The sequence below is a fragment of the Enterococcus sp. AZ129 genome (assembly GCF_051714505.1).
GTDB classification, from domain to species: domain Bacteria; phylum Bacillota; class Bacilli; order Lactobacillales; family Enterococcaceae; genus Enterococcus; species Enterococcus faecalis.
On the sequence record NZ_JBIORY010000001.1, the window covers coordinates 169299 to 195158 of the forward strand.

Here is a 25860-nt window from a genome sequence, read left to right on the forward strand (position 1 = left end):
CACAAAATCTGAAAGGGGGATACACATCGTGATCCAACAAGAAAGTCGTTTAAGAGTCGCTGACAATTCTGGCGCACGTGAAATTTTAACGATCAAAGTCCTAGGCGGATCTGGTCGTAAAACTGCTAACATCGGTGACGTTATTGTTGCTACTGTCAAACAAGCAACGCCAGGTGGGGTTGTTAAAAAAGGTGAAGTAGTTAAAGCCGTTATCGTTCGTACAAAATCTGGCGCTCGTCGTGCTGACGGTTCTTACATCAAATTTGATGAAAATGCTGCGGTAATTATCCGTGACGATAAAAGCCCACGCGGAACACGTATCTTCGGACCAGTTGCACGTGAATTACGTGAAAACAACTTCATGAAGATCGTTTCTCTAGCACCAGAAGTATTATAATCTCGAGCCCACGTTAAAGGAGGTGCGAAACAGTAATGTTTGTTAAAAAAGGCGATAAAGTAAAAGTTATCACTGGTAAAGATAAAAACAAAGAAGGCGTTGTCTTAGCAGCGTTTCCTAAACAAGATAAAGTTATCGTTGAAGGTGTCAACGTCGTTAAAAAACACCAAAAACCAAACCAAGCAGCCCCACAAGGTGGAATCCTTGAAGTGGAAGCGCCAATTCATGTTTCTAATGTAATGGTGATTGATCCTTCAAACGGAGAAGCTACTAAAGTTGCGTTTAAAGAAGTCGACGGCAAAAAAGTCCGCGTTTCTAAAAAAACAGGTGAAGTTTTAGATAAATAAAAATTGCGGAAGGAGGGCTTACTGAATGAACCGCCTGAAAGAAAAATATATTAAAGAAGTAACACCATCATTGGTGGAAAAATTTAATTACAGCTCAGTTATGCAAACACCTAAAGTTGATAAAATCGTTATCAACATGGGTGTGGGTGATGCAGTATCAAATGCTAAAAACTTAGACAAAGCTGTTGAAGAATTAGCATTAATCACTGGTCAAAAACCACTTATCACAAAAGCTAAAAAATCTATCGCTGGATTCCGTTTACGTGAAGGAATGCCAATCGGTGCGAAAGTAACGCTACGCGGCGAAAGAATGTACGAATTTTTAGATAAATTAGTAACAGTTTCTTTACCTCGTGTACGTGACTTCCACGGTGTCAGCAAAAAAGCTTTCGATGGTCGTGGTAACTATACTTTAGGTATTAAAGAACAATTAATCTTCCCAGAAGTTGATTATGATTTAGTAGATAAAGTACGCGGTATGGACATCGTAATTGTTACAACAGCGAACACTGACGAAGAGTCTCGCGAATTGTTGGCACAATTAGGTATGCCATTCCAAAAATAATATAAGGAGGCGAACTACGTGGCTAAAAAATCAATGATTGCTAAAAACAAACGTCCTGCTAAACATTCAACACAAGCTTATACTCGTTGTGAACGTTGTGGACGTCCACATTCAGTTTATCGTAAATTTCATCTTTGCCGTATTTGCTTCCGCGAACTTGCCTATAAAGGTCAAATTCCCGGCGTGAAGAAAGCTAGCTGGTAAACAAGTAAACTCGCATAAAGGAGGTAAATAGTTCAATGGTCATGACAGATCCAATTGCAGATTTTCTAACTCGCATTCGTAATGCGAACATGGTTAAACATGAAACTTTAGAAGTACCTGCTTCAAAAATCAAACGTGATATCGCAGAAATCCTGAAACGTGAAGGATTTATCCGCGACGTAGAATACATCGAAGATGACAAACAAGGCGTAATCCGTGTTTTCCTAAAATATGGTAAAAACGAAGAACGTGTTATCACAAACTTAAAACGTATTTCTAAACCAGGTTTACGTGCATACGTAAAAGCTGACGAAGTACCAAAAGTATTAAACGGTCTAGGAATTGCAATCATCTCTACATCAGAGGGTGTAATTACTGACAAAGAAGCTAGAGCGAAAAATATCGGCGGCGAAGTAATCGCCTACGTATGGTAATTCTAAAAAATACACAAGGAGGTGTCTCTAAGTGAGCCGTATTGGTAATAAAGTTGTTGTTCTTCCTGCTGGTGTTGAAATCAAGCAAGACGGAAACAACATTACAGTTAAAGGACCTAAAGGTGAATTAACACGCGAATTTTCTTCTGATATCAAAATGAACATCGAAGGAAACGAAGTGACATTCACTCGTCCAAACGATTCAAAAGAAATGAAAACAATCCACGGAACAACTCGTGCAAACTTCAACAACATGGTTGTTGGTGTTTCTGAAGGTTTCCAAAAAGCACTTGAACTTATCGGGGTCGGATACCGTGCCCAAGTACAAGGCAACAAATTAACTTTAAACGTTGGTTATTCTCATCCTGTCGAAATGACAGCACCAGAAGGCGTAACATTTGAAGTACCTGCGAACACACAAGTTATCGTTAAAGGCATCAACAAAGAAGTTGTTGGTGAATTAGCTGCTAACATCCGTGGCGTTCGTCCTCCAGAACCTTATAAAGGCAAAGGGATTCGCTATGTTGGTGAATTTGTACGCCGTAAAGAAGGTAAAACTGGTAAATAATAACAGCTGTGTAGAAAACAGAAGTCAACAACAAGCAACTGTCATTTTATGGGATTTTTCCAATAAAATGCTTTTGTCTTGTCTGCCAGCTTCTCTTTTCCGTAATCTGCTGACTGCTTGAAATATTAGTAGTAAACATTAAATCAAAGAGGTGAAAATTGTGATTACAAAACCAGATAAAAACAAAACACGTCAAAAGAGACATCGTCGTGTACGTAACAAAATCTCTGGTACTGCTGAGTGCCCACGCTTGAACATTTTCCGTTCTAACAAAAACATCTACGCGCAAGTCATTGATGACGTAGCGGGTGTGACGCTAGCAAGTGCCTCTGCCTTGGATAAAGAAATTTCAGGTGGAACAAAAACAGAAACAGCTGCAGCTGTTGGTAAACTAGTTGCTGAACGTGCCGCTGAAAAAGGCATCAAAAAAGTAGTCTTCGACCGTGGTGGATACCTTTACCATGGCCGCGTGCAAGCTTTAGCTGAAGCTGCTCGTGAAAATGGACTAGAATTTTAGGAGAAGGAGGAACACCATTCATGGTTTATATTGATCCAAAACATTTGGAATTAGAAGACCGCGTTGTAGCGATCAACCGTGTAACAAAAGTTGTTAAAGGTGGACGTCGTTTACGTTTCGCAGCTTTAGTTGTTGTCGGTGACAAAAACGGACACGTTGGTTTCGGTACTGGTAAAGCACAAGAAGTACCTGAAGCTATCCGTAAAGCAATCGAAGACGCGAAGAAAAACTTAGTTGAAGTGCCTATGGTTGGTTCTACTATCCCGCACGAAGTAATTGGCGTATTCGGTGGCGGCCGTATCCTTATGAAACCTGCAGTAGAAGGTTCTGGGGTAGCTGCTGGTGGACCAGTTCGTGCCGTATTGGAATTAGCTGGTGTAGCAGATATTACATCTAAATCACTAGGTTCAAACACACCTATTAACGTTGTTCGCGCAACTGTTGAAGGTCTAAAACAATTAAAACGTGCCGAAGAAGTGGCAGCACTTCGCGGTAAATCTGTAGAAGAAATTATCGGTTAAGGAGGACAAAAATAATGGCTGAATTAAAAATTACTTTAAAACGCAGTGTTATCGGACGTCCTCAAAACCAACGTGCTACAGTTAAAGCGTTAGGTTTAGGTAAAGTGAATAGTACTGTTACAAAACCTGCCAATGAAGCAATCAAAGGTATGGTTAACACTATCTCACATTTAGTGGACGTAGAAGAAGTTTAAGATTTATAGATTTGTAATAGAAGATTGCTTAAGGAGGTGCCAAACCTATGAAACTTCATGAATTAAAACCTGCTGAGGGCTCACGCCAAGTACGTAACCGTGTTGGACGTGGTACTTCATCTGGTAATGGTAAAACAGCTGGCCGTGGACAAAAAGGGCAAAAAGCCCGTTCAGGCGGTGGTGTTCGTTTAGGATTTGAAGGGGGTCAAACTCCATTATTCCGTCGTTTACCAAAACGTGGGTTTACAAACATTAATCGTAAAGATTACGCTGTTGTAAACTTAGATACTTTAAACCGTTTTGAAGATGGAACAGAAGTAACTCCTGTTGTCCTAAAAGAAGCAGGAATCGTTAAAAACGAAAAAGCGGGAATCAAAGTTCTTGCAGATGGTGAGTTAACGAAAAAATTAACTGTGAAAGCAGCTAAATTCTCGAAATCAGCACAAGAAGCTATCGAAGCTGCTGGTGGTTCAATCGAGGTGATCTAATTGTTCAAGCTATTAAAGAACGCCTTTAAAGTCAAAGACATTAGATCAAAAATCTTATTTACAGTTTTAATCTTGTTTGTATTTCGCCTAGGTGCGCACATTACTGTGCCCGGGGTGAATGCAAAGGGATTGTCTGATTTAAGTAGCTTACCCTTTTTGAATATGTTGAATATGGTGAGTGGTAGTGCCATGCAAAACTTCTCTATCTTCTCGATGGGGGTCTCGCCATACATTACAGCCTCTATTATTATTCAACTATTGCAAATGGATATTGTACCTAGATTTGTAGAATGGTCAAAACAAGGGGAAGTTGGGCGTAAGAAATTAAATCAAGCAACAAGATATCTAACGATTGTCTTGGGTGTGGCTCAGTCAATGGGGATCACTGCTGGTTTTAATAGCTTAAGTCAAACTGGGATTGTCAACAATCCAACCTTAGGTACCTTTGTGATGATTGCAGTTATTTTAACTGCTGGGACGATGTTTGTGACTTGGATGGGTGAACAAATTACAGAAAAAGGAATCGGAAATGGTGTTTCAATGATTATCTTTGCCGGGATTATTTCTCGTTTGCCAGGAGCAGTCAAAGAAATCTATGAAGATTACTTCGTCAATATCGAGTCTTCTCGCATTTGGCAATCTGTTATTTTCATTGCAATCTTAGTTGTTGCTATTTTGGTGATTGTTACAGTCGTAACGTTCTTCCAACAAGCAGAACGTAAGATTCCAATCCAATATACAAAACGTGTTTCTGGTGCACCAACAAGTAGTTATTTACCGTTGAAAGTAAATGCTGCTGGAGTTATTCCAGTTATCTTTGCCAGCTCGTTAATTGCAACACCAAATGCCATTTTACAAGCTTTCTCATCAAAATTCGCTGGTGAAAATTGGTATGACATTATGACAAAAATCTTCAGTTATAACACAGTTCCAGGGGCAATCATCTATACTGTCCTAATCGTTGCGTTTACGTTCTTCTATGCATTTGTTCAAGTAAACCCTGAGAAATTAGCGGAAAACTTACAAAAACAAGGAAGCTACATTCCAAGCGTGCGACCAGGTAAAGGTACAGAAGAATATGTATCTGGCGTGTTAATGAGATTAAGTGTTGTCGGCTCAATTTTCCTAGGACTTGTTGCTTTACTTCCAATCATTGCGCAAATGGTTTGGAACTTACCTCAATCAATCGGTTTAGGTGGAACAAGTTTACTAATCGTTATCGGGGTTGCATTAGAAACAACGAAACAATTAGAAGGATTAATGATGAAACGTCAATATGTCGGCTTTATCAATAAGTAAGAATCGAGTGTTGAGGTTTTACCTCAGCACCATTCTCACATATGGCTAGCTTCATAAGCCGGTCTTTAAAATTAGGAGGAGAATATATGAACCTCATTTTAATGGGATTACCTGGAGCAGGTAAAGGCACCCAAGCAGAAAAAATCATTGATACGTATGGCATTCCACATATTTCTACTGGAGATATGTTCCGTGCAGCAATGAAAAATGAAACTGCCTTGGGCCTAGAAGCGAAATCTTATATCGATAAAGGTGAACTGGTTCCTGACGAAGTAACAAACGGAATTGTTAAAGAACGCCTTGCTGAACCAGACACAGACAAAGGATTCCTATTAGATGGTTTCCCACGTACACTGGATCAAGCAAAAGCATTAGATACAATGCTTAAAGAATTAAACAAAAAAATTGATGCTGTCATTGACATCCATGTAGAAGAAGATGTATTAATCGAGCGTTTAGCTGGACGATTCATCTGTCGCACATGTGGCGCAACGTATCATAAATTATTCAACCCGCCAAAAGTTGAAGGCACTTGTGATCGCTGTGGCGGACATGAATTCTACCAAAGAGAAGATGATAAGCCCGAAACGGTTAAAAATCGTTTGGCAGTCAACATTGAAAGTAGCGCACCAATCTTAGCTTTCTATAAAGAACAAGGCTTGATGCATACAATCGATGGCAATCGCGAAATCGATACTGTTTTTTCTGATGTGAAAAAAATCATTGACGAAAACTAATTTCCAATTGCCCGCAGTTTAACCCTGTTGTTGTATTCAGTTTCTCTTGCCAAAACATAACTAAATATGGTAGAATATATCAGTCCGACTTCTACAGTTTTGTGACATCAAAATGAATAACGAAGTTAGTTGAGAATTTCTAGGTGGGAGCTGGAGTTTCCGCCGTTTTATCGTGTGAAAACGCGAAACAAGTACAAGGAGGTACTGTGCGTGGCAAAAGAAGATATGATTGAAGTCGAAGGTACAGTCGTCGAAACTTTGCCGAATGCAATGTTTAAAGTCGAACTAGAAAATGGACACCAAGTTCTTGCTACTGTTTCAGGTAAAATCCGTATGCACTACATCCGTATCTTACCTGGTGACAAAGTAACAGTTGAATTATCACCGTATGATTTAACGCGTGGCCGTATTACTTATCGCTTTAAATAATTGTACTCCGTAAAACCACAGGAGGTATTATCATGAAAGTAAGACCATCAGTAAAACCAATGTGTGAACATTGTAAAGTAATTCGCCGTAAAGGACGTGTTATGGTTATTTGCCCAGCAAATCCAAAACATAAACAACGTCAAGGATAATTAGGAGGTGTAACGAATAATGGCTCGTATTGCAGGAGTAGACATCCCTCGTGACAAACGTGTAGTAGTTTCTCTTACTTACATTTATGGTATTGGTAACACTACAGCTAAAAAAGTTTTAGCAAACGTTGGCGTATCTGAAGATGTTCGTGTACGTGATTTAACAAACGAACAAACAGATGCGATTCGTGCGGAAATTGATAAGTTAAAAGTTGAAGGGGATCTTCGTCGTGAAGTGAACTTAAACATCAAACGCTTGATGGAAATCGGTTCATACCGTGGAATCCGTCACCGTCGTGGATTACCAACTCGTGGACAAAACACGAAAAATAATGCACGTACTCGTAAAGGCCCTACTAAAACAGTAGCAGGCAAGAAAAAATAATTCCTAAGTGAAGGAGGTTAGAACTTCATGGCAGCAAAAAAAGTTAGTCGTAAACGCCGTGTCAAAAAGAATATAGAATCAGGTGTAGCACATATCCATTCTACATTCAACAATACAATCGTAATGATTACTGATACACATGGTAATGCATTAGCATGGTCATCAGCAGGATCATTAGGCTTTAAAGGAAGCAAAAAATCAACTCCTTTTGCCGCTCAAATGGCTGCAGAAGCCGCAACTAAAGTGGCAATGGAACATGGACTTAAAACTGTAGACGTAACAGTTAAAGGACCTGGTTCTGGACGTGAAGCAGCAATTCGTTCATTACAAGCAACAGGTTTAGAAGTGACTGCAATTCGTGACGTGACTCCAGTTCCTCATAATGGATGCCGCCCTCCAAAACGCCGTCGTGTTTAATGAGCGCCACTCATTCTGAGTTTGAATTAGGAACGTCATTGAACAAGACACTTTTCGTTTTGAAAGGGGTATAGATAAGAATGATTGAATTTGAAAAACCAAGAATCGAAAAAATTGATGAAAATAGAGATTATGGTAAGTTCGTCGTTGAACCATTAGAACGCGGTTACGGAACTACTTTAGGTAACTCTCTACGTCGTATTTTATTGTCTTCTTTACCAGGAGCTGCAATTACGAATATTCAAATCGATGGTGTTTTACACGAATTCTCAACCATTCCAGGTGTACGAGAAGACGTAACACAAATTATTTTGAATATTAAAGGCTTAGCATTGAAATTATATGCTGAAGAAGAGAAAACCCTTGAGATCGATATTACAGGACCCGCTACCGTGACTGCCGGCGATATTATCGTGGACAGTGATGTTGAGATCCTAAATAAAGATTTAGTTATCTGTAGTGTTGCTGAAGGAGCTACTTTCCATGCTCGCTTAACAGTGAAACCTGGTCGTGGCTATGTTCAAGCAGACGAAAACAAAAAAGAAGATATGCCAATCGGTGTACTTCCAGTTGATTCCATCTACACACCCGTTCGTCGTGTTAACTACCAAGTAGAAAATACACGTGTTGGTCGTCGTGATGATTTCGACAAATTAACAATGGAAATATGGACAGATGGTTCAATCATTCCTCAAGAAGCACTAAGTTTAGCTGCGAAAATCATGACTGAGCATTTAGATATCTTTGTAAACCTTACTGACGAAGCGAAAAACGCTGAAATCATGGTGGAAAAAGAAGAAACTCAAAAAGAGAAAATGCTAGAAATGACGATTGAAGAACTTGATTTATCAGTTCGTTCATATAACTGTTTAAAACGTGCAGGCATTAATACTGTACAAGAACTTACAAACAAATCTGAACCAGAAATGATCAAAGTACGTAATTTAGGTCGTAAATCTCTTGAAGAAGTAAAACTTAAATTGCATGATCTAGGATTAGGATTACGTAAGGACGATTAAGACTTTTACGAAGTTTCCAGTCCTGCTTAACAGCAGTGGCTCGTGAGAACAGAAACGAAGGAGGGAACCCAACGTGAGTTACCGTAAATTAGGACGCACATCAAGCCAACGTAAAGCTATGCTACGTGATATTACAACTGATTTAATCATCAACGAACGCATCGTAACTACTGAAGCTCGTGCGAAAGAAGTACGTTCAACTGTAGAAAAAATGATTACTTTAGGTAAACGTGGAGATCTTCATGCACGTCGTCAAGCAGCTACTTTCGTTCGTAATGAAGTTGCTAGTGTTCGTGAAGAAGATGAGTCTATCGTTGTTGAATCAGCTTTACAAAAGCTATTTAACGATTTAGGACCTCGTTTCGCGGAACGCCAAGGTGGTTACACTCGTATCTTGAAGACAGAACCAAGACGCGGCGATGCAGCACCAATGGTAGTTATCGAATTTGTTAAATAATTAATAAACCGATCACTTTATAGATGTTTCTTTTAGAGTGTTATGATGTTGGAGGCGACTCCGAGTCTAGCTCTGCTTTCCCTGCTAAAGATGGCTTTAGCAGGGGAGCACTCATCATATAAAGGTGATTTTTTTTTGCTTTGGGAAAACGCTGTTTTCTCAAAGCTTTTTTGTTTCTTAAAAGCATTGCAGAAGCTTTTCCGGTTTGTTATACTGGTTATTAATTGGAATTTTCAGATAATTAAACATCTGAGTTAGTAGAAGGGGGAATTATATGTCGCAAATGTTTGCTTTTTCGTTGCTGATGGTTATTTTATACATTGGTGATGTAGTTTCTATCAAAACAAAAGCTTGGATTCCATCTGTTTTTGTTTGTGGTGTTTTATTTATTCTTGGTTATTGGACTATTTTTCCACAAAATATTGTGGAAGTGGCAGGGATTCCTACAGTGGTTGCCACTTTATTAATGTATCTGTTGATTACTAATATGGGCACTCTGCTCTCTGTTAAAGAATTGGTTAATCAATGGAAAACGATTGTGATTGCTTTGTCAGGTATTCTGGGCATTATTGCCTTGTTATTAGCTGTAGGGACTTTTGTTTTTGACTTAAAAACAGTTTTAGTTGCAATCCCGCCGTTAGTAGGAGGTTTAGTTTCTTCATTAGTAATGTCAGAAGCGGCTCAATCAGCTGGTTTAGCCTCACTTTCGGTTTTGGCAATTTTAATTTATGTCATTCAAGGGTTTGCTGGTTATCCCTTAACTTCAATTGTTCTAAAAAAAGAAGGAAAGCGGAAGCTTCAAGAATATCGAGCAGGGACATGGCAGCCAGTTCATGAACAAGAGGGGCAAGAAACAGGAGCAGAACCAGATGTGCCTAAACTATTTGAAAAAGTACCCAAACGATATCATACAGATTATTCACGAATTTTACGTTTAGCCTTAGTTGCCACACTTGCTTATTATGTTTCTGTGTGGACGGCACCGTTTGTGACGATTAGTCCTTTTGTGCTGTGTTTATGTTTTGGCGTGGTTGCAACGTCTTTAGGCTTTTTAGAAAAGCAACCATTGCAGAAAGCAAATAGCTTTGGTTTTGCGATTTTAGGGTTAATGCTTTTTGTCTTTGATGGCTTAAAACAAGCCACACCTGAAATGTTGATGGATTTATTTTTACCAATGATTGGGATTATTGTGATTGGTGTTATCGGGATGTACATCTTTTCAGCAATTGTTGGTCGTGTATTAGGTGTGAGTAAAGAGATGGCATTCGCTGTTTCGTTGACAGCTTTATATGGCTTTCCAGCCGATTATATTATTACGAATGAAGTGATTCAATCATTGACAGAAGATGAACAAGAACAGGCGGCTTTAACGAGCCATTTAATGCCACCGATGTTAGTGGCAGGTTTCGTAACAGTCACCATTGTTTCGGTTATTTTAGCGGGTATTTTTTCAAGTATTTTATTAAGTTTGTAGAAACGGGGCGTAAGTATGAAAAAAATCAAAGCACTAGTCAAGCAGCATGCACAAGAAATGATTGCTTTTCGACGGGATTTACACCAACATCCAGAATTACAATTTGAAGAATTTCGAACGACAGAAAAAGTCGCGGCAGTTCTTGATCAATTAGGAATTACTTATCGCAAAACAGAACCGACGGGTTTAATTGCTGAAATTGTGGGCGGCAAACCAGGCCGAGTGGTTGCGCTGCGGGCGGATATGGATGCCTTACCTGTACAGGAATTAAATGAAGATTTAGCTTATAAATCTTTAGAAGCTGGCAAGATGCATGCATGTGGGCATGATTCCCATACCGCGATGTTGGTAACAGCAGCTAAAGTATTAAAAGAAATCCAAGAAGAACTTCAGGGAACAGTAAGGTTAATTTTTCAACCATCTGAAGAAAATGCGCAAGGTGCTAAAGCAATGGTTGCGCAAGGCGCAATGACCGGTGTTGATGAAGTATTTGGCTTACATATCTGGTCACAAATGCCTGTAGGAACCGCTTCGTGTCGAGTGGGCTCAAGTTTCGCATCCGCAGATATTTTTTCTGTTGATTTTAAAGGCCGTGGTGGCCATGGTGCCATGCCAAACGCTTGTATTGATGCGGCAGTCATAGCTTCTTCTTTCGTGATGAATCTGCAAACGATTGTTTCTCGGGAGACAGATCCTTTAGATCCAGTAGTTGTCACGATTGGACGGATGGATGTGGGGACCCGTTTTAATGTGATTGCTGAGAATGCACGTTTAGAAGGAACGGTTCGTTGCTTTAGTGTAGCAACGCGTAATCGAGTAGAACAGGCGCTGCAACGCTATGCGGAACAAACAGCCGCTATTTACGGTGGGACGGCTTCGTTAGATTATCAATATGGAACGTTGCCGGTGATTAATGATGAGCAGGATGCCTTGTTTGCCCAAACACTAATTAAGGAAAATTTTGGTGAAGCGGCCTTAAGACAAGAAGAGCCGACAACCGGTGGTGAAGACTTCAGTTATTATACTGAACATGCTTCTGGTTGTTTTGCCTTAGTGGGAAGTGGTAATCCAGAGAAAGATACGGAATGGGCACATCACCATGGTCGTTTTAATATTGATGAAGATGCGATGGCAATGGGTGCTGAGTTATATGCCCAATATGCGTTTGAATATTTGAAGACACATTTTTAAAAGAAAATCAGTAACTTCTTGTTTTATGAGAACAAGAAGTTATTTTTATGAAAAATAGACCTGTCAAGACAGATAAGAGCTCCCATAATGACCGTTCTTTTGGTATAATAAAAAATAGTGTGAAGAATCAGAACAGATGATTGAAAAAACGCTACTTTTTTGGTAGTGTTAGAAAGAATAAATAGATTGAGGGAGTACGCGATGCAACCAATCATTGAACTAAATAATATCCAATTTAATTATCAACCAGAAGATGCTTCTCCCGCTTTAAAAGATGTGTCTTTTTCCATTCAACAAGGCGAATGGGTCGCTATTATTGGCCATAATGGTTCTGGTAAATCAACGTTAGCCAAAACGATCAATGGGCTGTTACTGCCAGCTGCTGGGACTATCAAAGTTGGCGGCAAAGAATTAAATGAAGCAAACGTCTGGGATATCCGGCGTATGGTAGGAATGGTTTTTCAAAATCCAGATAACCAATTTGTCGGTTCAACAGTCGAAGACGATGTGGCTTTTGGTTTAGAAAATCAAGGTATTCCGCGTGATGAAATGGTCGAACGTGTTCACGATGCATTAGAACGGGTTCGTATGTTAGATTTTGCCAAGCGAGAACCTGCTCGGCTATCTGGCGGCCAAAAACAACGAGTAGCTATCGCTGGTGTGGTTGCTTTGCGACCAGATATTATTATTTTAGACGAAGCGACAAGTATGTTAGATCCAGAAGGTCGTGCAGAAGTAATTGCTACCATTCAAAAGATTAAAGAAGAAAGCAATTTAACAGTTATTTCTATTACCCACGATATTGATGAAGCGGCTAATGCGAATCGTATTTTAGTGATGCGCCAAGGACAATTGACAAACGAAGGAACACCAGAAAAGATTTTTTCTGCAGGAGAAGCGCTTGTTGAAATGGGCTTGGATTTACCGTTTCCTGAAAAATTAAAAGTAGCTTTGAAAGAGCGTGGCGTTGTTGTGCCAACGAATTATTTAACAGAAGAAGGGATGGTGGATTGGTTATGGACATCCGTTTTAAACAAGTAGATTTTACTTACCAACCCAATACTCCTTTTGAGCAACGGGCATTATTCGATATTAATTTAACGATTCAAGACGGCTCTTATACAGCAATTGTCGGTCATACTGGCAGTGGCAAATCAACGTTATTACAACATTTGAATGCTTTGGTGAAACCAACTAAAGGCCAAGTGACAATTGGAGAGCGTGTAATTACGCCAGAAACTGATAATAAGAATTTAAAACCAATTCGTAAAAAAGTTGGGATCGTTTTTCAATTTCCAGAAGCACAATTGTTTGAAGAAACAGTGGAGCGAGACATCGCTTTCGGACCGAAAAATTTTGGTGTTTCAGACGAAGAAGCGAAAAAATTAGCTAAGAAAATGCTTGATTTAGTCGGCTTAGATGAAAAATACTTACAACATTCTCCGTTTGAGTTATCAGGTGGTCAAATGCGCCGTGTTGCAATTGCTGGTGTGCTAGCGATGGAACCAGAAGTCTTAGTATTAGATGAACCGACTGCTGGTTTGGATCCTAAGGGTCGTAAAGAAATGATGGAGATGTTTAGCCGTCTGCATAAGGAACATAATATGACCATCGTTTTAGTGACACATTTGATGGATGACGTGGCTAATTACGCAGATCATGTGATTGTTTTAGAAAAAGGACGAATCGTCCGAGCGGGAGCACCACAAGAAGTGTTTCAAGAGACACAATGGTTGAAAGAAAAACAATTAGGCGTGCCAACTGCAGCCGAATTTGCTGAAAAATTAGTGGCAAAAGGCTTTTCTTTTGAGCAATTACCATTAACGGCCGATCAATTAGCCGATCAGCTTCTGAAAAAAATGCAGGAAGCAGGTGAGGCAAAATGATGAATAAATTGATTTTTGGGCGCTATATTCCAGGTGATTCTTTTATCCATCGTTTAGATCCGCGTGCAAAATTATTAGCTAGTTTTTATTTTATTGGAATTATCTTTTTAGCAAATAATTGGCAGAGTTATGTTTTAATAGCAGCCTTTACTGCTTTTGCTATTTCATTATCAAAAATCAGCGCCCGCTTCTTTATCCGCGGTGTTCGGCCATTATTATGGCTAATTCTGTTTACTGTGGCTCTTCAAACCTTGTTTACACAAGGGGGAGAGGTGTACTTTCAGTGGGGAATTATTTCCATTACCCAGTTTGGTGTGACGAATGGGCTATTTATTTTCTGTCGTTTTGTTTTAATTATTTTCATGTCAACGTTATTAACTTTAACGACGGCACCATTAGAGTTATCAGATGCGATTGAATATTTGCTACGTCCACTTCGTGTGGTGAAATTTCCAGTTCATGAAGTTTCATTGATGTTATCAATTGCCTTACGTTTTGTCCCAACATTAATGGATGAAACGGAAAAGATTATGAATGCCCAACGTGCCCGTGGTGTTGATTTTGGTGAAGGAAACTTACTTCAAAAAATGAAAGCTATTGTTCCACTTTTGATTCCGCTTTTCGTAAGTAGTTTTAATCGTGCGGAAGACTTAGCGACTGCCATGGAAGCAAGAGGTTATCAAGGTGGTGAAGGACGGACAAAATACCGCATTCTTCATTGGCACCTACGAGATACAATAGTAATGTTTGGCTTTGTCTTGTTAACCATTGGCTTATTTGTATTAAGAACTTAGAAAAGGTGAAGAAAAATTATGCCCCGCTATAAAGCAATCATTGCCTATGATGGCACTCATTTTCATGGCTTTCAAAAGCAGCCTAATGAGCGTACCGTTCAAGAAGAAATAGAAAAAACGTTAGCACGCATGAATAATGGACGCTCCGTGACGGTTTTTGGTTCAGGACGAACAGATGCAGGTGTTCATGCAATGGGCCAAGTGATTCACTTTGATTATCCGCAGGAACGTCCGTTGGAAAAAATGCGCTTTGCGTTAGATACACAAACACCCGAAGACATTGCTGTGCGCAGCGTGGAACGTGTTTCAGAAGACTTTCATGCACGTTATCACGTGATCGAAAAAACCTATCAATTTAAAGTGGATATTGGCAAACCGCGAAGTCCATTTCGACGTTTTTATGCTAGTTATTTTCCGTATCCCATTGATCTCGAAAAAATCCAACAAGCTTTGCCTGATTTATTAGGCACCCATGATTTTACCTCTTTCTGTGCCTCAGGAAGTTCGGTAGAAGATAAAGTCCGAACTATTCATGAAGCCAGTGTTCATGTCAATGAAACGGGGGATGAATTAACATTCACTTTTCGGGGCGATGGTTTCTTGTACAAAATGATTCGGATTTTAGTTGGTACGCTATTGAAAATCGGCAATGGGCGGCTGGAACCAACCGCGATTCCAGCAATTATCGCAGCCAAAGATCGAAATTTAGCAGGTCCGACTGCTCATCCAGAAGGATTGTATTTAGCAGAAGTGAAATATGAAAACTAAAAAGACGTAGACCTTACAAGAAAAGGTCTGCGTCTTTTTAGTTGCAAAATTTAGATGTATTTAACAGCTGTTCCGTAAGCCACGACAGATTGCATGTCTGTACCAATTGTGCCAGAATCAAAACGCATCATCACAACGGCATCTGCACCTAATTTAGAGGCTTCTGCTTTTAAACGTTCGATTGCTTGGTCGCGTGCTTCTCGTTGCATATCAGTGTAACCTTTGATTTCACCGCCAACTACGCTTTTTAGTCCAGCACCTAAATCTTTAAACATATTTTTAGAACGTGTGGTTAACCCGAAAACTTCTCCAATAATTTCATATTCTTGACCGCTAATTCTCTCGGTTGTTGTAACTAACATGGGCAATTTCCTCCAGTACTTGTTGGTAACTTCAATTTACCATAGTCAAGAGTTTGGTACAACGAATATACATAAAAACGACACTAGAAAAAATGCGCTTCCGCATTTTTTCTAGTGTCGTTTTGGTAAGAATTAATCAAGAATAGGATCTTTTTTAGAAATCATGACCCAAACCCAACTAATTAGAAAAGCAACCGTTGCTGGAACGACCCAGCCCATGCCAATAGTGAACAATGGTAAGTATTGGCCGGCTTTTTCTAAAAGCGTTGTTACAAACGCCGTATCTTTGATAAAGGCAGGCGCGCTATTTAATGCATCTAAAACAGCAGCAATCAATGTGATATAGGTCGTTGCTTGATAGACTTCCCGTCGATGTTTGAAAATAGGACTGATGATTACCAAAAGCATTAAAGTAATCGCTAATGGATAAAGGAACATCAAGACTGGAACGGCAAATTGAATGATGTTGGTTAAGCCGACATTTGCAAAAATAGCTGGTAAAATAACAACAATTGCCAAGAATTTTTGATAGGAAACTTTCGGAAACATTTCTTCAAAAGTCTCAGAAAAGGCTGTGCTTAAGCCGATACCGGTTTTTAAACAAGCAAGAACTACGATAAAAGCCAGTAAAATACTCCCTGGTAGGCCTAAATAGTAATTGGCAATTTGGGCTAAGGCAATCCCGCCGTTTTCACTGATTGGAAAAGCCCCGATACTCATTGTTCCCATATAAGCAAGTAAGGTATAGATAATCCCCATCAATACAACACTGAAAGCACCTGACTTAATCATTCCTTTAGCGATATCTCCTGGTTTTTCGACGCCCATATTTCGTAAAGTGGAAACGACAACAATCCCAAAAGCTAATGAAGCTAAAGCATCCAACGTATTATAACCTTCTGTAAATCCTTTAAAAAAAGGACTTGAAATATAATTTTCACCAACAGCGGCACTGGCCACATGACCTAATGGTTTTACAAAGGCTAAAACAATCAAAATTCCTAGCAATGCTAAAAATAACGGATTTAAAAATTTACCCACATAATCTAAGATTTTACTTGGCTTTCTAGAGAAGAGCCAAACAGCTAAGAAAAATAATGCGGAAAAACCAGCAAGAACCAGCCATTGCAAGTCTTTCGGAACAAATGGTGCAAGACCAATCTCAAAAGAAGTAGTTGCTAACCTTGGTAAAGCAAAGAAAGGACCAATCGTTAAATATAATAGTAAGGTAAAAATAAGAGCATAACGACGATTAATCCGAGAAGCTAAGTCAAAAACACCTGAACTTTTAGAAACACCCATAGCAATGACACCAAGAAAAGGTAAGCCAATTCCAGTGGCTAAGAAGCCCAAGTTTGCTAAAAAGACGGAAGCCCCCGCTTCTTGTCCCATATGTACAGGGAAAATTAAATTTCCAGCACCGAAAAACAAACCGAATAACATTGAACCAACGTATAGATAATCACGCCAAACTAACTTTTTTTGCATAGATTCACACTCCTTAATATTGTCTTATTATTTAAAATAACAGAAGAAGAAACAGAGAGCAACCAGTTTTTATAGAAAACATTGGTTTTCTTATTTTTCTATGAAATAAGCATACTGATAATCATCACAATAGTGTCCATTTATATAAAATTCTTCTTTAAAATGTGCTTCCTGCACAAAACCATGTTTTTCATAGAATCGAACGGCTTCTTGATTGGTAGCCATTACTCGCAAACTCAGCTTATGAATCCCGCTTATCTGAGCCATATCTTTGACATACGACAGCAAAGAACCGCCAATCCCTTGTCCTTGGAAATCTGGCGAAACGCCAATACTTAGTAGCCATTGCTTTTGATGAGCTGCTAACGAAGTGGGCGGATGGACTTCAATAAATCCAGCGAGTTGTTGTCCGCTGATGGCAACAAAAATCGTTTCATCTTTCATTTTTTCCTGATATGCCGTAAGCGAGAGTGGTTGTATCTCGGCAGGGGTATTCTTTTTTGTCCAAATGATTTGGTCCAAGGCATGTAATGCGGGCCAATCTGCTTCGGCAACTAAGCGAATAGTGAGTGAGGTAGACAAGATAATAGGGCTCCTTTTTCTGAAATTTTAAAATATAAAAAGACTATAGCATTTATTGTCTGAAAATTCAAATACTTTTAAAACGAAAAGAAAAATGGCTGCACCTTTTCGATAAAATCAAAATATGCTACCATAGCTACCAGAGGATAGATGGTAAAAAAGAATCTATCTAAATGGAGGGTATGTTTGTGAAAAAAATGGCAGTATATTGTGGCGCCAGTCTGGGGAATGAGCCAATCTATCAGCAAGCTGCAGTAGCGTTAGCCGCTTGGATGAAAGAAAATCACTATGATCTAGTTTATGGCGGTGGCAATGTTGGTCTAATGGGTACGGTGGCTGACACGCTTTTAGCAGAAGGTGGAGAGGTAATTGGTGTCATGCCCACTTTTTTAATGGAGCGGGAGATTGCACATAATGGCATTACAAAGATGCATACAGTCAGTGATATGCATGCGCGTAAGAAAAAAATGATTGAATTGGCAGATGTGTATTTAGCTTTACCCGGTGGTCCCGGCACACTCGAAGAAATTAGCGAGGTGATCTCTTGGGGCCGAGTCGGTGAACATATGAACCCTTGTATTTTATACAACGTGAATGGTTACTATGATTTATTAGCTGCTTTTTTTGATAAAATGGTAGAAACTAATTTCTTAACAGCGGCGGATCGAGCTAAAATTTTCATTTCAGATTCCTTAGAAGAAATTGGTGCATTTATTGATTCCTATGAACCGCCAATGATTCGTCAATACAAAAAATAACAAAAGAGGCAGTCACTCTAACCAGAATGACTGCCTCTTTTTTACTAGTTTTTCGTTAAAATCCGATGTAAGAACTCTTTTGTCCGAGCTTCTTTTGGATGGACAAAAATATCTTCAGCGGTCCCTTCTTCGGCAATGACACCTTTATCCATGAAAATAACACGATCGGATACGTCCCGCGCAAATTCCATTTCATGTGTTACAATCACCATTGTTAGCCCAGTATGGGCAAGATTTTTCATCGTTTTTAGCACTTCGCCAACCATTTCAGGATCCAATGCAGAAGTTGGTTCATCGAAAAGTAAAACATCTGGATCCATTGATAATGCTCGAGCAATGGCTACCCGTTGCTTTTGTCCACCAGATAATTGAGCAGGTTTGGCATCAATAAAACGAGCCATGCCAACTTTTTCTAAATTTTCTAAGGCAATTTTTTTGGCTTCTTCTTTGTTTCTTTTTAGGACAGTCATCTGACCAGAAGTACAGTTTTCTAAGACATTCATGTTATTAAATAAATTGAATGATTGGAAAACCATGCCTAAATGGGTCCGATATTTGGGCAAACTATAACCACGTTCTAAAACATTTTTACCATTATAGATGATTTTGCCATCTGTTGGTTTTTCTAACAAATTAATACAACGTAATAACGTTGATTTACCAGAACCAGAAGAACCGATAATGGTGACAACTTCTCCTTTATTGACGTTCATATTGATATCTTTTAATACTTCGTTTTCGCCAAAGCTTTTTCGTAAATGTTCAATTTCAATAATTGCACTCATCTGTTTGCCTCCTAGCTTTCTTTTCCTTCTTCAGTTAATTCTTCTACTTTAACGTAAGCAGAAGGGCCATCCATTTTACGTTCCACAACACGTAAGATTCGTGTAATCACAAAAGTCATTACCAAGTACATGATGCCGACAATTGTAAAGGTTTGGAAGAACTGGAAGTTTGCGCCAGAAGCAGCATTCCCTTGGAAGAATAAATCTGCGACACCGATAACACTTAACACGGCTGTATCTTTGATATTAATGACAAATTCATTCCCTGTTGCAGGTAAAATATTACGTAATACTTGGGGAATAACGACTTTACGCATTGTTTGTCCATGGGTCATCCCAATCGCTTGTGCTGCCTCGAATTGTCCTTTATCTACTGCGAAAATACCTCCGCGAACAATTTCAGACATATAGGCACCAGTATTCACAGAAACGATAAATAGTGCGGCCACTGTTCGGTCTAAAGAGATGCCAAAAGCTAGAGCTAAACCATAGAAAATAACCATTGCTTGAACCATCATTGGTGTACCACGGAAAACTTCAATATAAATAGAAAGAATTAAATTTCCTAATTTTTGGAAGAAACGAGCGACTGGGTTTTCAGAATCTGGAATTGTACGGAAGACACCAATTAGTAAACCAAGGGTTGTTCCGACGACCGTCCCAATTAACGCGATAAATAGCGTTAAACCAGCACCACGTAAAAACATGTCGCCATATTGATTCCAAATATTTTTGAAATCGTTAATAAGTCCTGTTTTTTGTTCATCACTATCTGTTGCTGCAGGTTGATCCTTGATTGCTTGGTCCATAATTTTTGTCCGTTCATCTTGAGAAATACCTGCTAAAATTTTGTTTACTTTTTCAATGTCTGGATCGCCTTTACGCATGCCGACTGCTACTTGCGAGTCTTCAGCGCTAGCATCAAAGCCATTTTCTTTTGGAAATTCTAACATTTTTAATTCTTTATTGACACTAGTTGCTGTTATGCCTTCGGGGCGTTCACTAACATACCCATCAATCATGCCAGAAGCAAGTGCTGTTCGCATAGCTGAAAAGTTATCCATTGCTTGCTGTTTATTGACATTTGGAATTTGATCAATTAATCCGTAGTGGAATGTATTTAGTTGAGCTGTAATTTTAGCATCAGCTAAATCTTTCAAGCTTTTTGCATTAGCGTATTTGCCATCTTTTTTTACAATTACGACAAATTGTGATTCATAATAAGGGTTTGTAAAAGCAATTTCTTTTTTTCGTTCAGCGGTTGGGCTCATTCCGGCGATAATGGCATCAATTTTTCCAGATTGTAAGGCGGGCGCCAAGCCATCCCATTTGGTTTGGACGATTACTAATTTACGACCTAAACCATCGGCAATTTTTTTAGAAATTTGAACATCATAGCCGCCTGCATAAGAGTTGCCTTGAATAGGCACTGCGCCATGTGCGTCATTTTTCTGTGACCAGTTAAAAGGGGCGTAGCCAGCTTCCATGCCGACACGAAATTCACCATTTTCCTCCGCCGAAGCGTTGGTTGTCATGCCAAGTAACGAAAATAGCGTGACAAGTAGTAGACTGAATGAAAAAACTTTTTTGTTCATCTTTTTCTCTCCTTTAAATTTCTTGTCTGATTGATCGTTTTGTCTTTTTTCAATCAACAAGCTTTGATAATCAGCTGAGCAAAAGCGATTCTGTCTTTTTAAAGGAGAATACTTCTGTCACAACCTATTTTTGAATACAAAAAAACAACCAAACAGATGTAAGGTTGCTAGGTAATGTCGAAAAAAATTCCTCAACGAAACATAGCACAACTTAGCATCACTACTAAGACAGTCCGCAAGCTCTTAACTTACGTCCCAACACACAACAGAAGAGGCTCCGTTATGCATTTCGGCGATTGATCCTAAACTTGCTTCCCAGTGTCCTCTCACTCCACAAGCGTAATAAAAACCGCGACCTCTACCTCTTTTTTGAGGCACTATTCAGTTATTAAATTCAGTTATTAATTTTAGGATAAATCCAGAAGAAAGTCAATATGTTCCAGCAAAGGAATTTATCAAGAGGACACAAACACCATGAAATTAGCGTAACATTTTCCCTACGAAATAGAAACTAATACGAAAAAAGCAACCATTCCTAAAGGAACAGTTGCTTTTTACTTAAGCTTTGACAGCTTTTGGTTCACGACCTAAAATAGCTTGAAGAACAGTCAATACACCTAAAGAAGCTAAAATTGTATAAATTAGACTTGAGTAAGTTAAGATACCGAAATCCCAAGTTTTGTAAACTAATAAAACAATTGCTAAGGCGATAATAGCGATAACGTTGAAGAACGCAAAAGCCCAAAGATTTCCGTTTTCTTTACGAGAAAGATAAAAAACAGAGAACCAAATGCTTAAAACGCCCCAAGCGATGCAGGCAATAATTGCAGCCCAATAAATAATAAATGCGACCATTGTTGTTTCACCTCACTTTTACTCATGCATATTTTACCACGAGTTGAGAAATTTGTCACAAACTCTTTCAAGATAAATCAATATATAGGTAAGAAGTTTTCAAAAAGTGGAAAAACTTTTGGTGCTAATGTTAAAATACGTTATAATATAGAAGATTAGGAGCTGAATCGATATGCAAGATATCACGCAAGCTGAGGCAATTCATTGGTTGGCAACCCAACAAAAAATCACATTTTTAACAGGTGCGGGTATCTCGACAGCCTCAGGTGTGCCAGATTATCGTTCCTTAAAAGGTGTCTATCAAGGAATCCAGCAACCGGAATACTTATTGAGCCGGACTTGCTTAAAAACAGAGCCAGAAAAGTTTTATCAATTCGTTAAAACGCTCTATCATCCAGACGCACAACCTAATATCATTCACCAGAAAATGGCACAATTAGAGCAAATGAAACGGGGAAAAATTGTTTCACAAAATATTGATGGGCTTCATCGAAAAGCAGGTAGCCAAGAAGTGGTGGACTTTCATGGTAATTTATATGAATGTTATTGCCAAACTTGTGGTACAACGGTTCCTTGGCAAGACTATTTGCTTAGTGATCGGCACGCTGATTGTCATGGACAAATCCGTCCAGCTATTACTTTGTATGAAGAAGGCTTATCCGAAGAGGCAATCGAAAAAGCCATTCAGGCCGTTGCTTCTGCCGACTTAATCGTGATTGTCGGCACGAGTTTTCAAGTGCATCCATTTTGCGATTTGATTCATTATAAACAACCAACGGCAGCTATTTTAGCCATTAATCAAACGCCGCTATTTTTACAACAACCTTATTATTTTTTAGAAGCGAAAGCCGAAACGATATTTGCAGAATTAACGATAAAGGAGTAACGGAATGGAAGAATTTAAATCAGAAAAAGAAAAAATGATCGCAGGTGCACTATATTTTGCCTCAGATCCTGAATTAGTGGCTGATCGCAAAAAAGCCCGTGAACAAATGGCGTTAATTAACCAACAACCAGACACATATATTCGTCGTCAATTAATAGAAGAAACGTTTGGAAAAGTGGGTGTCGGGACGTACATCGAACCGATGATTCAATTTGATTATGGCTACAACATTTCTGTGGGAAAAAATTTCTATGCCAATTTTAATAACGTTTTTTTAGATGTTTGTCCAATCGAAATTGGCGATAACTGTATGTTTGGACCCAATGTGCAACTTTATACAGCCGAGCATCCATTACAAGCGGCCAAGCGTAATAGCGGAATGGAATCAGGGAAACGAATTATCATTGGCAACAATGTTTGGATTGGCGGTGGAGCGATTGTCCTTCCTGGCGTAACATTAGGCGATAATGTAGTGGTGGCAGCAGGTGCTGTTGTGACTAAATCGTTCCCAGAAAACTGTGTGATCGCAGGTAATCCAGCACGGATAATTAAAGAATTGACTGAAGATGACGCCCCAACAACTTCTTTAGAACAACAACGAGCAAAGATTAACCAAATCGATAAGGAACTGGTCCGTTTATTAGAACAGCGGATGGACGTCGTCGCAGAGATTGCTGCAGTGAAAAAGAAAGCAGGTCATGCGGTTTTTGATTCTGAAAGAGAACAACAAGTATTAGAAACTATTCTGAATCATGTTGAAAATGCCGATTATGAAGAGACATTATCTGAGACTTTCCAGGGAATTATGGACGCCTCTAAACGTTTCCAAGAAAAACATTTAGGAGAGTGAGGCGAAGGTCGTGGATGGAGAAATCAGAAGAAGAGAGATTGTTAAAAGATTAAGAGAGACCGAAAAGCCAATTAGTGCCACTCGTTTTGCAAAAGCTTTTGATGTCAGCAGACAAATTATTGTAGGAGATGTCGCTCTATTACGGGCGACAGGGGTCGAAATTGTCGCAACAGCTCGAGGGTATATGTTGGAACAACCTTTAGAAGGAATTGAACGGAAAATTGCTTGTCAACATACACCTGAACAAACGAGAGAAGAATTGTCAGTCATTGTTGCCAAAGGTGGAGAAGTGGTAGATGTGAGTATTGCACATCCGCTTTATGGGGAATTAATCGGCAGTTTGCGCATTCAATCAGAGAAAGATATTGATAAATTTATGGACAAGTATCAAAAAGAGCATGCTACATTACTATCAGTTTTAACAGGAGGCGTCCATCTGCATACTATTCGCTGTGCAGACGAAGAAACTTTCCAAGAAATCAAAGAGGCGCTTCGAAAAAAAAGTATTTTGTTTGAAGGATAACGAGAAAAAGAGAGGACGTTGATGTTTGTTCAAGCCCTTTCTTTTTTTTCTTAGAAAATTACCAAAAAAAGATAGAAGAATTTGTGAATTTTCTTCTATTTTTTTAACTTTTTGCTAGAAATTTTTTATGAAACAGTATACTATTAAAAAAGGAGCCATTTAAACAATAACTATGTCAATTATTATGTTGGTACATAAAAATAAATGGAGAAAAATAAAAAAGGAGAATGAGTATGAAAAAACAATTTGCCCTGTTCTCTACCTTATTACTTTTAGGTTCATCAATGCCAGTAGGTGCATTTGCAGAAGGTAATAACTTGGTAGCTGAAAATAGTTCTGTTGCAGAAACAACCGCAGAAGCAACAACTGCTGAAGCCACTGAAACGACAGCGACTAGTGAAACAACAGAAGCGACAGAAGAATCAACAACTGAAACAGAAAGTTCAACCGAATCAAGTGAATCTGCAACCACGGAGTCCACGGAAACGTCAGGAACCGAAACGACAGATTCCACAACGGATTCTACATCCACAAGTACGACAGAATCGACTACTGACTCCGCCTCGACGAGTACAACAGAGTCAACCACAGATTCTACGTCAACAAGTACAACTGAATCAAGTACCACGCCGACGACTACACCAAGTTCTTCTAAAGAACAGCCAAAACCTGGCACGAGTACTTCTGAATCAAAACAGCCGGCGAAACCAGTGACACCAACAGCGCCAGCTGAAAAGCCAGTAGAACAACCAGCAGCGTCAACACCGCAGCCCGAAATAGTCCCACCGGTTACAAATGAAACGGTTGGGTTAGTGGAAGACGATGAGACGTTTACGGTCAGCAAAACGAAGAAGACAGAAGAGTTTATTCAAGAAATCGGTGAATCTGCTCGGAAAGTGGCCAAGGACAAAAACTTATATGCTAGTGTGATGATTGCTCAAGCAATTTTAGAAAGTGGCAGCGGCAATAGTAAATTAAGCCAGAAACCAAACTACAATTTGTTTGGTATTAAAGGCGATTACAAAGGTCAATCTGTTTCTTTTATTACCTATGAAGACAATGGTTTCGGTAACCTATACACAGTAGAAGCAAAATTCCGTCAATATCCAACGTATAAAGAATCAATGGAAGATTATGCGAAATTATTGAAAAATGGTTTAGATTCCAATAAAGATTTCTATCATGGTGTCTGGAAAACGGAAGCCAAATCATACAAAGAAGCGACACGTTTCCTAACAGGAAAATACGCAACGGACAAAGATTACCATAAGAAATTAAATGCGTTAATTAAAACATACGATTTAACTTATTATGATAAAGAAAAAGCAACCGTTGAACCAATGGAATCAAATTTCCCAGCCTATAATGGCAAAAACTATGACACCTTTAATAGTTATGCTTGGGGCAACTGTACACAATATGTCTACAACCGTATTACGCAATTAGGTAAACGTGTGGACTTAACAATGGGGAATGGTCAAGATTGGGGCGAAACAGGTCGTGCACGCGGGTACAAAGTAAGTCGTACACCAAAAGCAGGCGCAGCGGTTTCCTTCCCAGCTGGCGTTTTAGGCGCAGACAATACTTATGGTCATGTCGCATTTGTGGAAAAAGTCTTTAAAGATGGTAGCATCTTAATTTCTGAAATGAACGTGAAGGGATTAAACGTTGTTTCGACACGTACAATCTCAGCCGATGAAACACATTTAATGAACTATATCGTTCCAAAAGATAAATAAAAAAATCAGCTCTTTGTCAATAAGAACGAATGAGTTGGAAAAATCAAAGCTAGCACTGAAGAAGCAATTTTAATTCTTCAGTGCTAGCTTTTTTTGTGGCAAAAGTTCTCTCCAATAAAGTTTAATACATTCAGATATTGCCAGGAGATTTCAGGTCGGGATGAGTTAGCAACAGTCGCTGAGAGCTATATTTTTTT

General features: G+C 39.1%; 36 protein-coding genes and 1 riboswitch. Of the genes, 30 read left to right on the plus strand and 6 right to left on the minus strand.

The genetic code is table 11. The features are described from left to right. The first annotated feature begins 28 nt into the window (after positions 1 to 28). The 25 genes from rplN (at position 29) to truA (ending at position 15240) form a co-directional block, all read left to right on the plus strand. A complete protein-coding gene (rplN, locus tag IGJ90_RS00785) occupies positions 29 to 397 on the plus strand; it encodes a 50S ribosomal protein L14 (RefSeq protein ID WP_002356211.1) in 369 nt (122 codons plus the stop codon). A gap of 35 nt (positions 398 to 432) precedes the next feature. Beyond that, complete coding sequence (gene rplX, locus IGJ90_RS00790) at positions 433 to 744, plus strand: 50S ribosomal protein L24 (protein WP_002356212.1); 312 nt, start codon at positions 433 to 435, stop codon at positions 742 to 744. Positions 745 to 769: 25 nt separating this feature from the next. Continuing rightward, entirely contained in the window at positions 770 to 1309 is a 540-nt protein-coding gene (gene rplE / locus IGJ90_RS00795) for a 50S ribosomal protein L5 (RefSeq protein ID WP_002356213.1), read from the plus strand. Positions 1310 to 1327: 18 nt separating this feature from the next. After that, a complete protein-coding gene (locus IGJ90_RS00800) occupies positions 1328 to 1513 on the plus strand; it encodes a type Z 30S ribosomal protein S14 (RefSeq protein WP_002356214.1) in 186 nt (61 codons plus the stop codon). A gap of 35 nt (positions 1514 to 1548) precedes the next feature. Beyond that, a complete protein-coding gene (gene rpsH, locus IGJ90_RS00805) occupies positions 1549 to 1947 on the plus strand; it encodes a 30S ribosomal protein S8 (protein WP_002356215.1) in 399 nt (132 codons plus the stop codon). 31 nt (positions 1948 to 1978) lie between these two features. Next, positions 1979 to 2515, plus strand: a complete 537-nt coding sequence (rplF, locus tag IGJ90_RS00810; protein ID WP_002356217.1) for a 50S ribosomal protein L6 — start codon at positions 1979 to 1981, stop codon at positions 2513 to 2515. Between the two features lie 160 nt (positions 2516 to 2675). Further along, on the plus strand, positions 2676 to 3032 hold the full coding sequence (gene rplR / locus IGJ90_RS00815; RefSeq protein ID WP_002356218.1) for a 50S ribosomal protein L18: 357 nt from the start codon (positions 2676 to 2678) through the stop codon (positions 3030 to 3032). Between the two features lie 20 nt (positions 3033 to 3052). Continuing rightward, positions 3053 to 3553 (plus strand): 30S ribosomal protein S5, encoded by a 501-nt coding sequence (gene rpsE / locus IGJ90_RS00820; RefSeq protein WP_002356219.1) that lies wholly within the window; start codon positions 3053 to 3055, stop codon positions 3551 to 3553. Between the two features lie 14 nt (positions 3554 to 3567). Next, entirely contained in the window at positions 3568 to 3747 is a 180-nt protein-coding gene (gene rpmD / locus IGJ90_RS00825) for a 50S ribosomal protein L30 (RefSeq protein WP_002356220.1), read from the plus strand. A 47-nt stretch (positions 3748 to 3794) separates the two neighbouring features. Next, positions 3795 to 4235 (plus strand): 50S ribosomal protein L15, encoded by a 441-nt coding sequence (rplO, locus tag IGJ90_RS00830; protein WP_002356221.1) that lies wholly within the window; start codon positions 3795 to 3797, stop codon positions 4233 to 4235. Beyond that, the gene (gene secY / locus IGJ90_RS00835) at positions 4236 to 5534 is read left to right on the plus strand and encodes a preprotein translocase subunit SecY (protein WP_002376392.1); all 1299 of its coding nucleotides are present in this window, start codon (positions 4236 to 4238) and stop codon (positions 5532 to 5534) included. Between the two features lie 86 nt (positions 5535 to 5620). Beyond that, entirely contained in the window at positions 5621 to 6271 is a 651-nt protein-coding gene (locus IGJ90_RS00840; RefSeq protein ID WP_002356223.1) for an adenylate kinase, read from the plus strand. A 210-nt stretch (positions 6272 to 6481) separates the two neighbouring features. Then, complete coding sequence (infA, locus tag IGJ90_RS00845) at positions 6482 to 6700, plus strand: translation initiation factor IF-1 (protein ID WP_002356224.1); 219 nt, start codon at positions 6482 to 6484, stop codon at positions 6698 to 6700. Positions 6701 to 6732: 32 nt separating this feature from the next. After that, a complete protein-coding gene (rpmJ, locus tag IGJ90_RS00850) occupies positions 6733 to 6849 on the plus strand; it encodes a 50S ribosomal protein L36 (RefSeq protein ID WP_002288710.1) in 117 nt (38 codons plus the stop codon). Between the two features lie 19 nt (positions 6850 to 6868). Next, entirely contained in the window at positions 6869 to 7234 is a 366-nt protein-coding gene (rpsM, locus tag IGJ90_RS00855; protein WP_002356225.1) for a 30S ribosomal protein S13, read from the plus strand. 27 nt (positions 7235 to 7261) lie between these two features. Further along, positions 7262 to 7651: a 30S ribosomal protein S11 gene (gene rpsK / locus IGJ90_RS00860; RefSeq protein ID WP_002356226.1), complete on the plus strand. Its 390-nt coding sequence runs from the start codon at positions 7262 to 7264 to the stop codon at positions 7649 to 7651. 80 nt (positions 7652 to 7731) lie between these two features. After that, positions 7732 to 8670, plus strand: a complete 939-nt coding sequence (locus IGJ90_RS00865; protein ID WP_002356227.1) for a DNA-directed RNA polymerase subunit alpha — start codon at positions 7732 to 7734, stop codon at positions 8668 to 8670. A 73-nt stretch (positions 8671 to 8743) separates the two neighbouring features. Then, entirely contained in the window at positions 8744 to 9127 is a 384-nt protein-coding gene (rplQ, locus tag IGJ90_RS00870; RefSeq protein WP_002356228.1) for a 50S ribosomal protein L17, read from the plus strand. Positions 9128 to 9172: 45 nt separating this feature from the next. Further along, entirely contained in the window at positions 9173 to 9385 is a 213-nt protein-coding gene (locus IGJ90_RS00875; RefSeq protein ID WP_002411018.1) for a hypothetical protein, read from the plus strand. Positions 9386 to 9401: 16 nt separating this feature from the next. Beyond that, positions 9402 to 10601 carry a DUF819 family protein gene (locus IGJ90_RS00880; RefSeq protein ID WP_002359351.1) on the plus strand — a complete coding sequence of 400 codons (1200 nt, stop codon included), beginning with the start codon at positions 9402 to 9404 and terminating at the stop codon, positions 10599 to 10601. Between the two features lie 15 nt (positions 10602 to 10616). After that, positions 10617 to 11792, plus strand: coding sequence for a M20 family metallopeptidase (locus tag IGJ90_RS00885; RefSeq protein ID WP_002361547.1), 1176 nt, complete (start codon positions 10617 to 10619; stop codon positions 11790 to 11792). Positions 11793 to 11993: 201 nt separating this feature from the next. Beyond that, complete coding sequence (locus IGJ90_RS00890; RefSeq protein WP_002359354.1) at positions 11994 to 12833, plus strand: energy-coupling factor ABC transporter ATP-binding protein; 840 nt, start codon at positions 11994 to 11996, stop codon at positions 12831 to 12833. Further along, positions 12809 to 13678, plus strand: coding sequence for an energy-coupling factor ABC transporter ATP-binding protein (locus tag IGJ90_RS00895; RefSeq protein WP_010819703.1), 870 nt, complete (start codon positions 12809 to 12811; stop codon positions 13676 to 13678). The genes IGJ90_RS00890 and IGJ90_RS00895 overlap by 25 nt, the downstream gene beginning before the upstream one ends. Next, positions 13675 to 14472, plus strand: coding sequence for an energy-coupling factor transporter transmembrane component T family protein (locus IGJ90_RS00900; RefSeq protein WP_002373841.1), 798 nt, complete (start codon positions 13675 to 13677; stop codon positions 14470 to 14472). The genes IGJ90_RS00895 and IGJ90_RS00900 overlap by 4 nt, the downstream gene beginning before the upstream one ends. Before the next feature lie 18 nt (positions 14473 to 14490). Continuing rightward, positions 14491 to 15240, plus strand: a complete 750-nt coding sequence (gene truA / locus IGJ90_RS00905) for a tRNA pseudouridine(38-40) synthase TruA (RefSeq protein ID WP_002370657.1) — start codon at positions 14491 to 14493, stop codon at positions 15238 to 15240. A 50-nt stretch (positions 15241 to 15290) separates the two neighbouring features. Here truA and IGJ90_RS00910 read toward each other — a convergent pair whose 3' ends face one another. From IGJ90_RS00910 to IGJ90_RS00920, 3 genes are all read right to left on the minus strand, one after another. Next, positions 15291 to 15602, minus strand: coding sequence for a heavy metal-binding domain-containing protein (locus tag IGJ90_RS00910; RefSeq protein WP_002381365.1), 312 nt, complete (start codon positions 15600 to 15602; stop codon positions 15291 to 15293). Between the two features lie 132 nt (positions 15603 to 15734). Then, entirely contained in the window at positions 15735 to 17090 is a 1356-nt protein-coding gene (brnQ, locus tag IGJ90_RS00915) for a branched-chain amino acid transport system II carrier protein (RefSeq protein WP_002361550.1), read from the minus strand. Positions 17091 to 17180: 90 nt separating this feature from the next. Further along, positions 17181 to 17672 (minus strand): GNAT family N-acetyltransferase, encoded by a 492-nt coding sequence (locus tag IGJ90_RS00920; RefSeq protein ID WP_438767426.1) that lies wholly within the window; start codon positions 17670 to 17672, stop codon positions 17181 to 17183. Between the two features lie 173 nt (positions 17673 to 17845). Between IGJ90_RS00920 and IGJ90_RS00925 the strand changes: the two genes are divergently transcribed. Beyond that, entirely contained in the window at positions 17846 to 18430 is a 585-nt protein-coding gene (locus tag IGJ90_RS00925; protein WP_002394583.1) for a TIGR00730 family Rossman fold protein, read from the plus strand. A 44-nt stretch (positions 18431 to 18474) separates the two neighbouring features. On the opposite strand, the gene IGJ90_RS00930 is transcribed toward IGJ90_RS00925, so the two are convergent. The 3 genes from IGJ90_RS00930 to IGJ90_RS00940 form a co-directional block, all read right to left on the minus strand. Next, entirely contained in the window at positions 18475 to 19215 is a 741-nt protein-coding gene (locus IGJ90_RS00930) for an amino acid ABC transporter ATP-binding protein (protein ID WP_002356242.1), read from the minus strand. Between the two features lie 11 nt (positions 19216 to 19226). After that, a complete protein-coding gene (locus IGJ90_RS00935; RefSeq protein WP_002381368.1) occupies positions 19227 to 20810 on the minus strand; it encodes an ABC transporter substrate-binding protein/permease in 1584 nt (527 codons plus the stop codon). A gap of 194 nt (positions 20811 to 21004) precedes the next feature. Beyond that, positions 21005 to 21179: riboswitch (Lysine riboswitch) on the minus strand. A 189-nt stretch (positions 21180 to 21368) separates the two neighbouring features. Next, a complete protein-coding gene (locus IGJ90_RS00940; RefSeq protein WP_002356244.1) occupies positions 21369 to 21665 on the minus strand; it encodes a hypothetical protein in 297 nt (98 codons plus the stop codon). Between the two features lie 172 nt (positions 21666 to 21837). On the opposite strand from IGJ90_RS00940, the gene IGJ90_RS00945 reads away from it, so the two are divergent. The 4 genes from IGJ90_RS00945 (at position 21838) to IGJ90_RS00960 (ending at position 25663) form a co-directional block, all read left to right on the plus strand. Further along, entirely contained in the window at positions 21838 to 22551 is a 714-nt protein-coding gene (locus tag IGJ90_RS00945) for an NAD-dependent protein deacylase (protein WP_002408256.1), read from the plus strand. Positions 22552 to 22555: 4 nt separating this feature from the next. Beyond that, complete coding sequence (locus IGJ90_RS00950) at positions 22556 to 23401, plus strand: chorismate mutase (RefSeq protein WP_010823379.1); 846 nt, start codon at positions 22556 to 22558, stop codon at positions 23399 to 23401. A gap of 10 nt (positions 23402 to 23411) precedes the next feature. Continuing rightward, complete coding sequence (locus IGJ90_RS00955) at positions 23412 to 23924, plus strand: transcription repressor NadR (RefSeq protein ID WP_002356248.1); 513 nt, start codon at positions 23412 to 23414, stop codon at positions 23922 to 23924. Between the two features lie 227 nt (positions 23925 to 24151). Further along, positions 24152 to 25663 (plus strand): glucosaminidase domain-containing protein, encoded by a 1512-nt coding sequence (locus IGJ90_RS00960; RefSeq protein ID WP_142961143.1) that lies wholly within the window; start codon positions 24152 to 24154, stop codon positions 25661 to 25663. Positions 25664 to 25860: the final 197 nt, after the last annotated feature.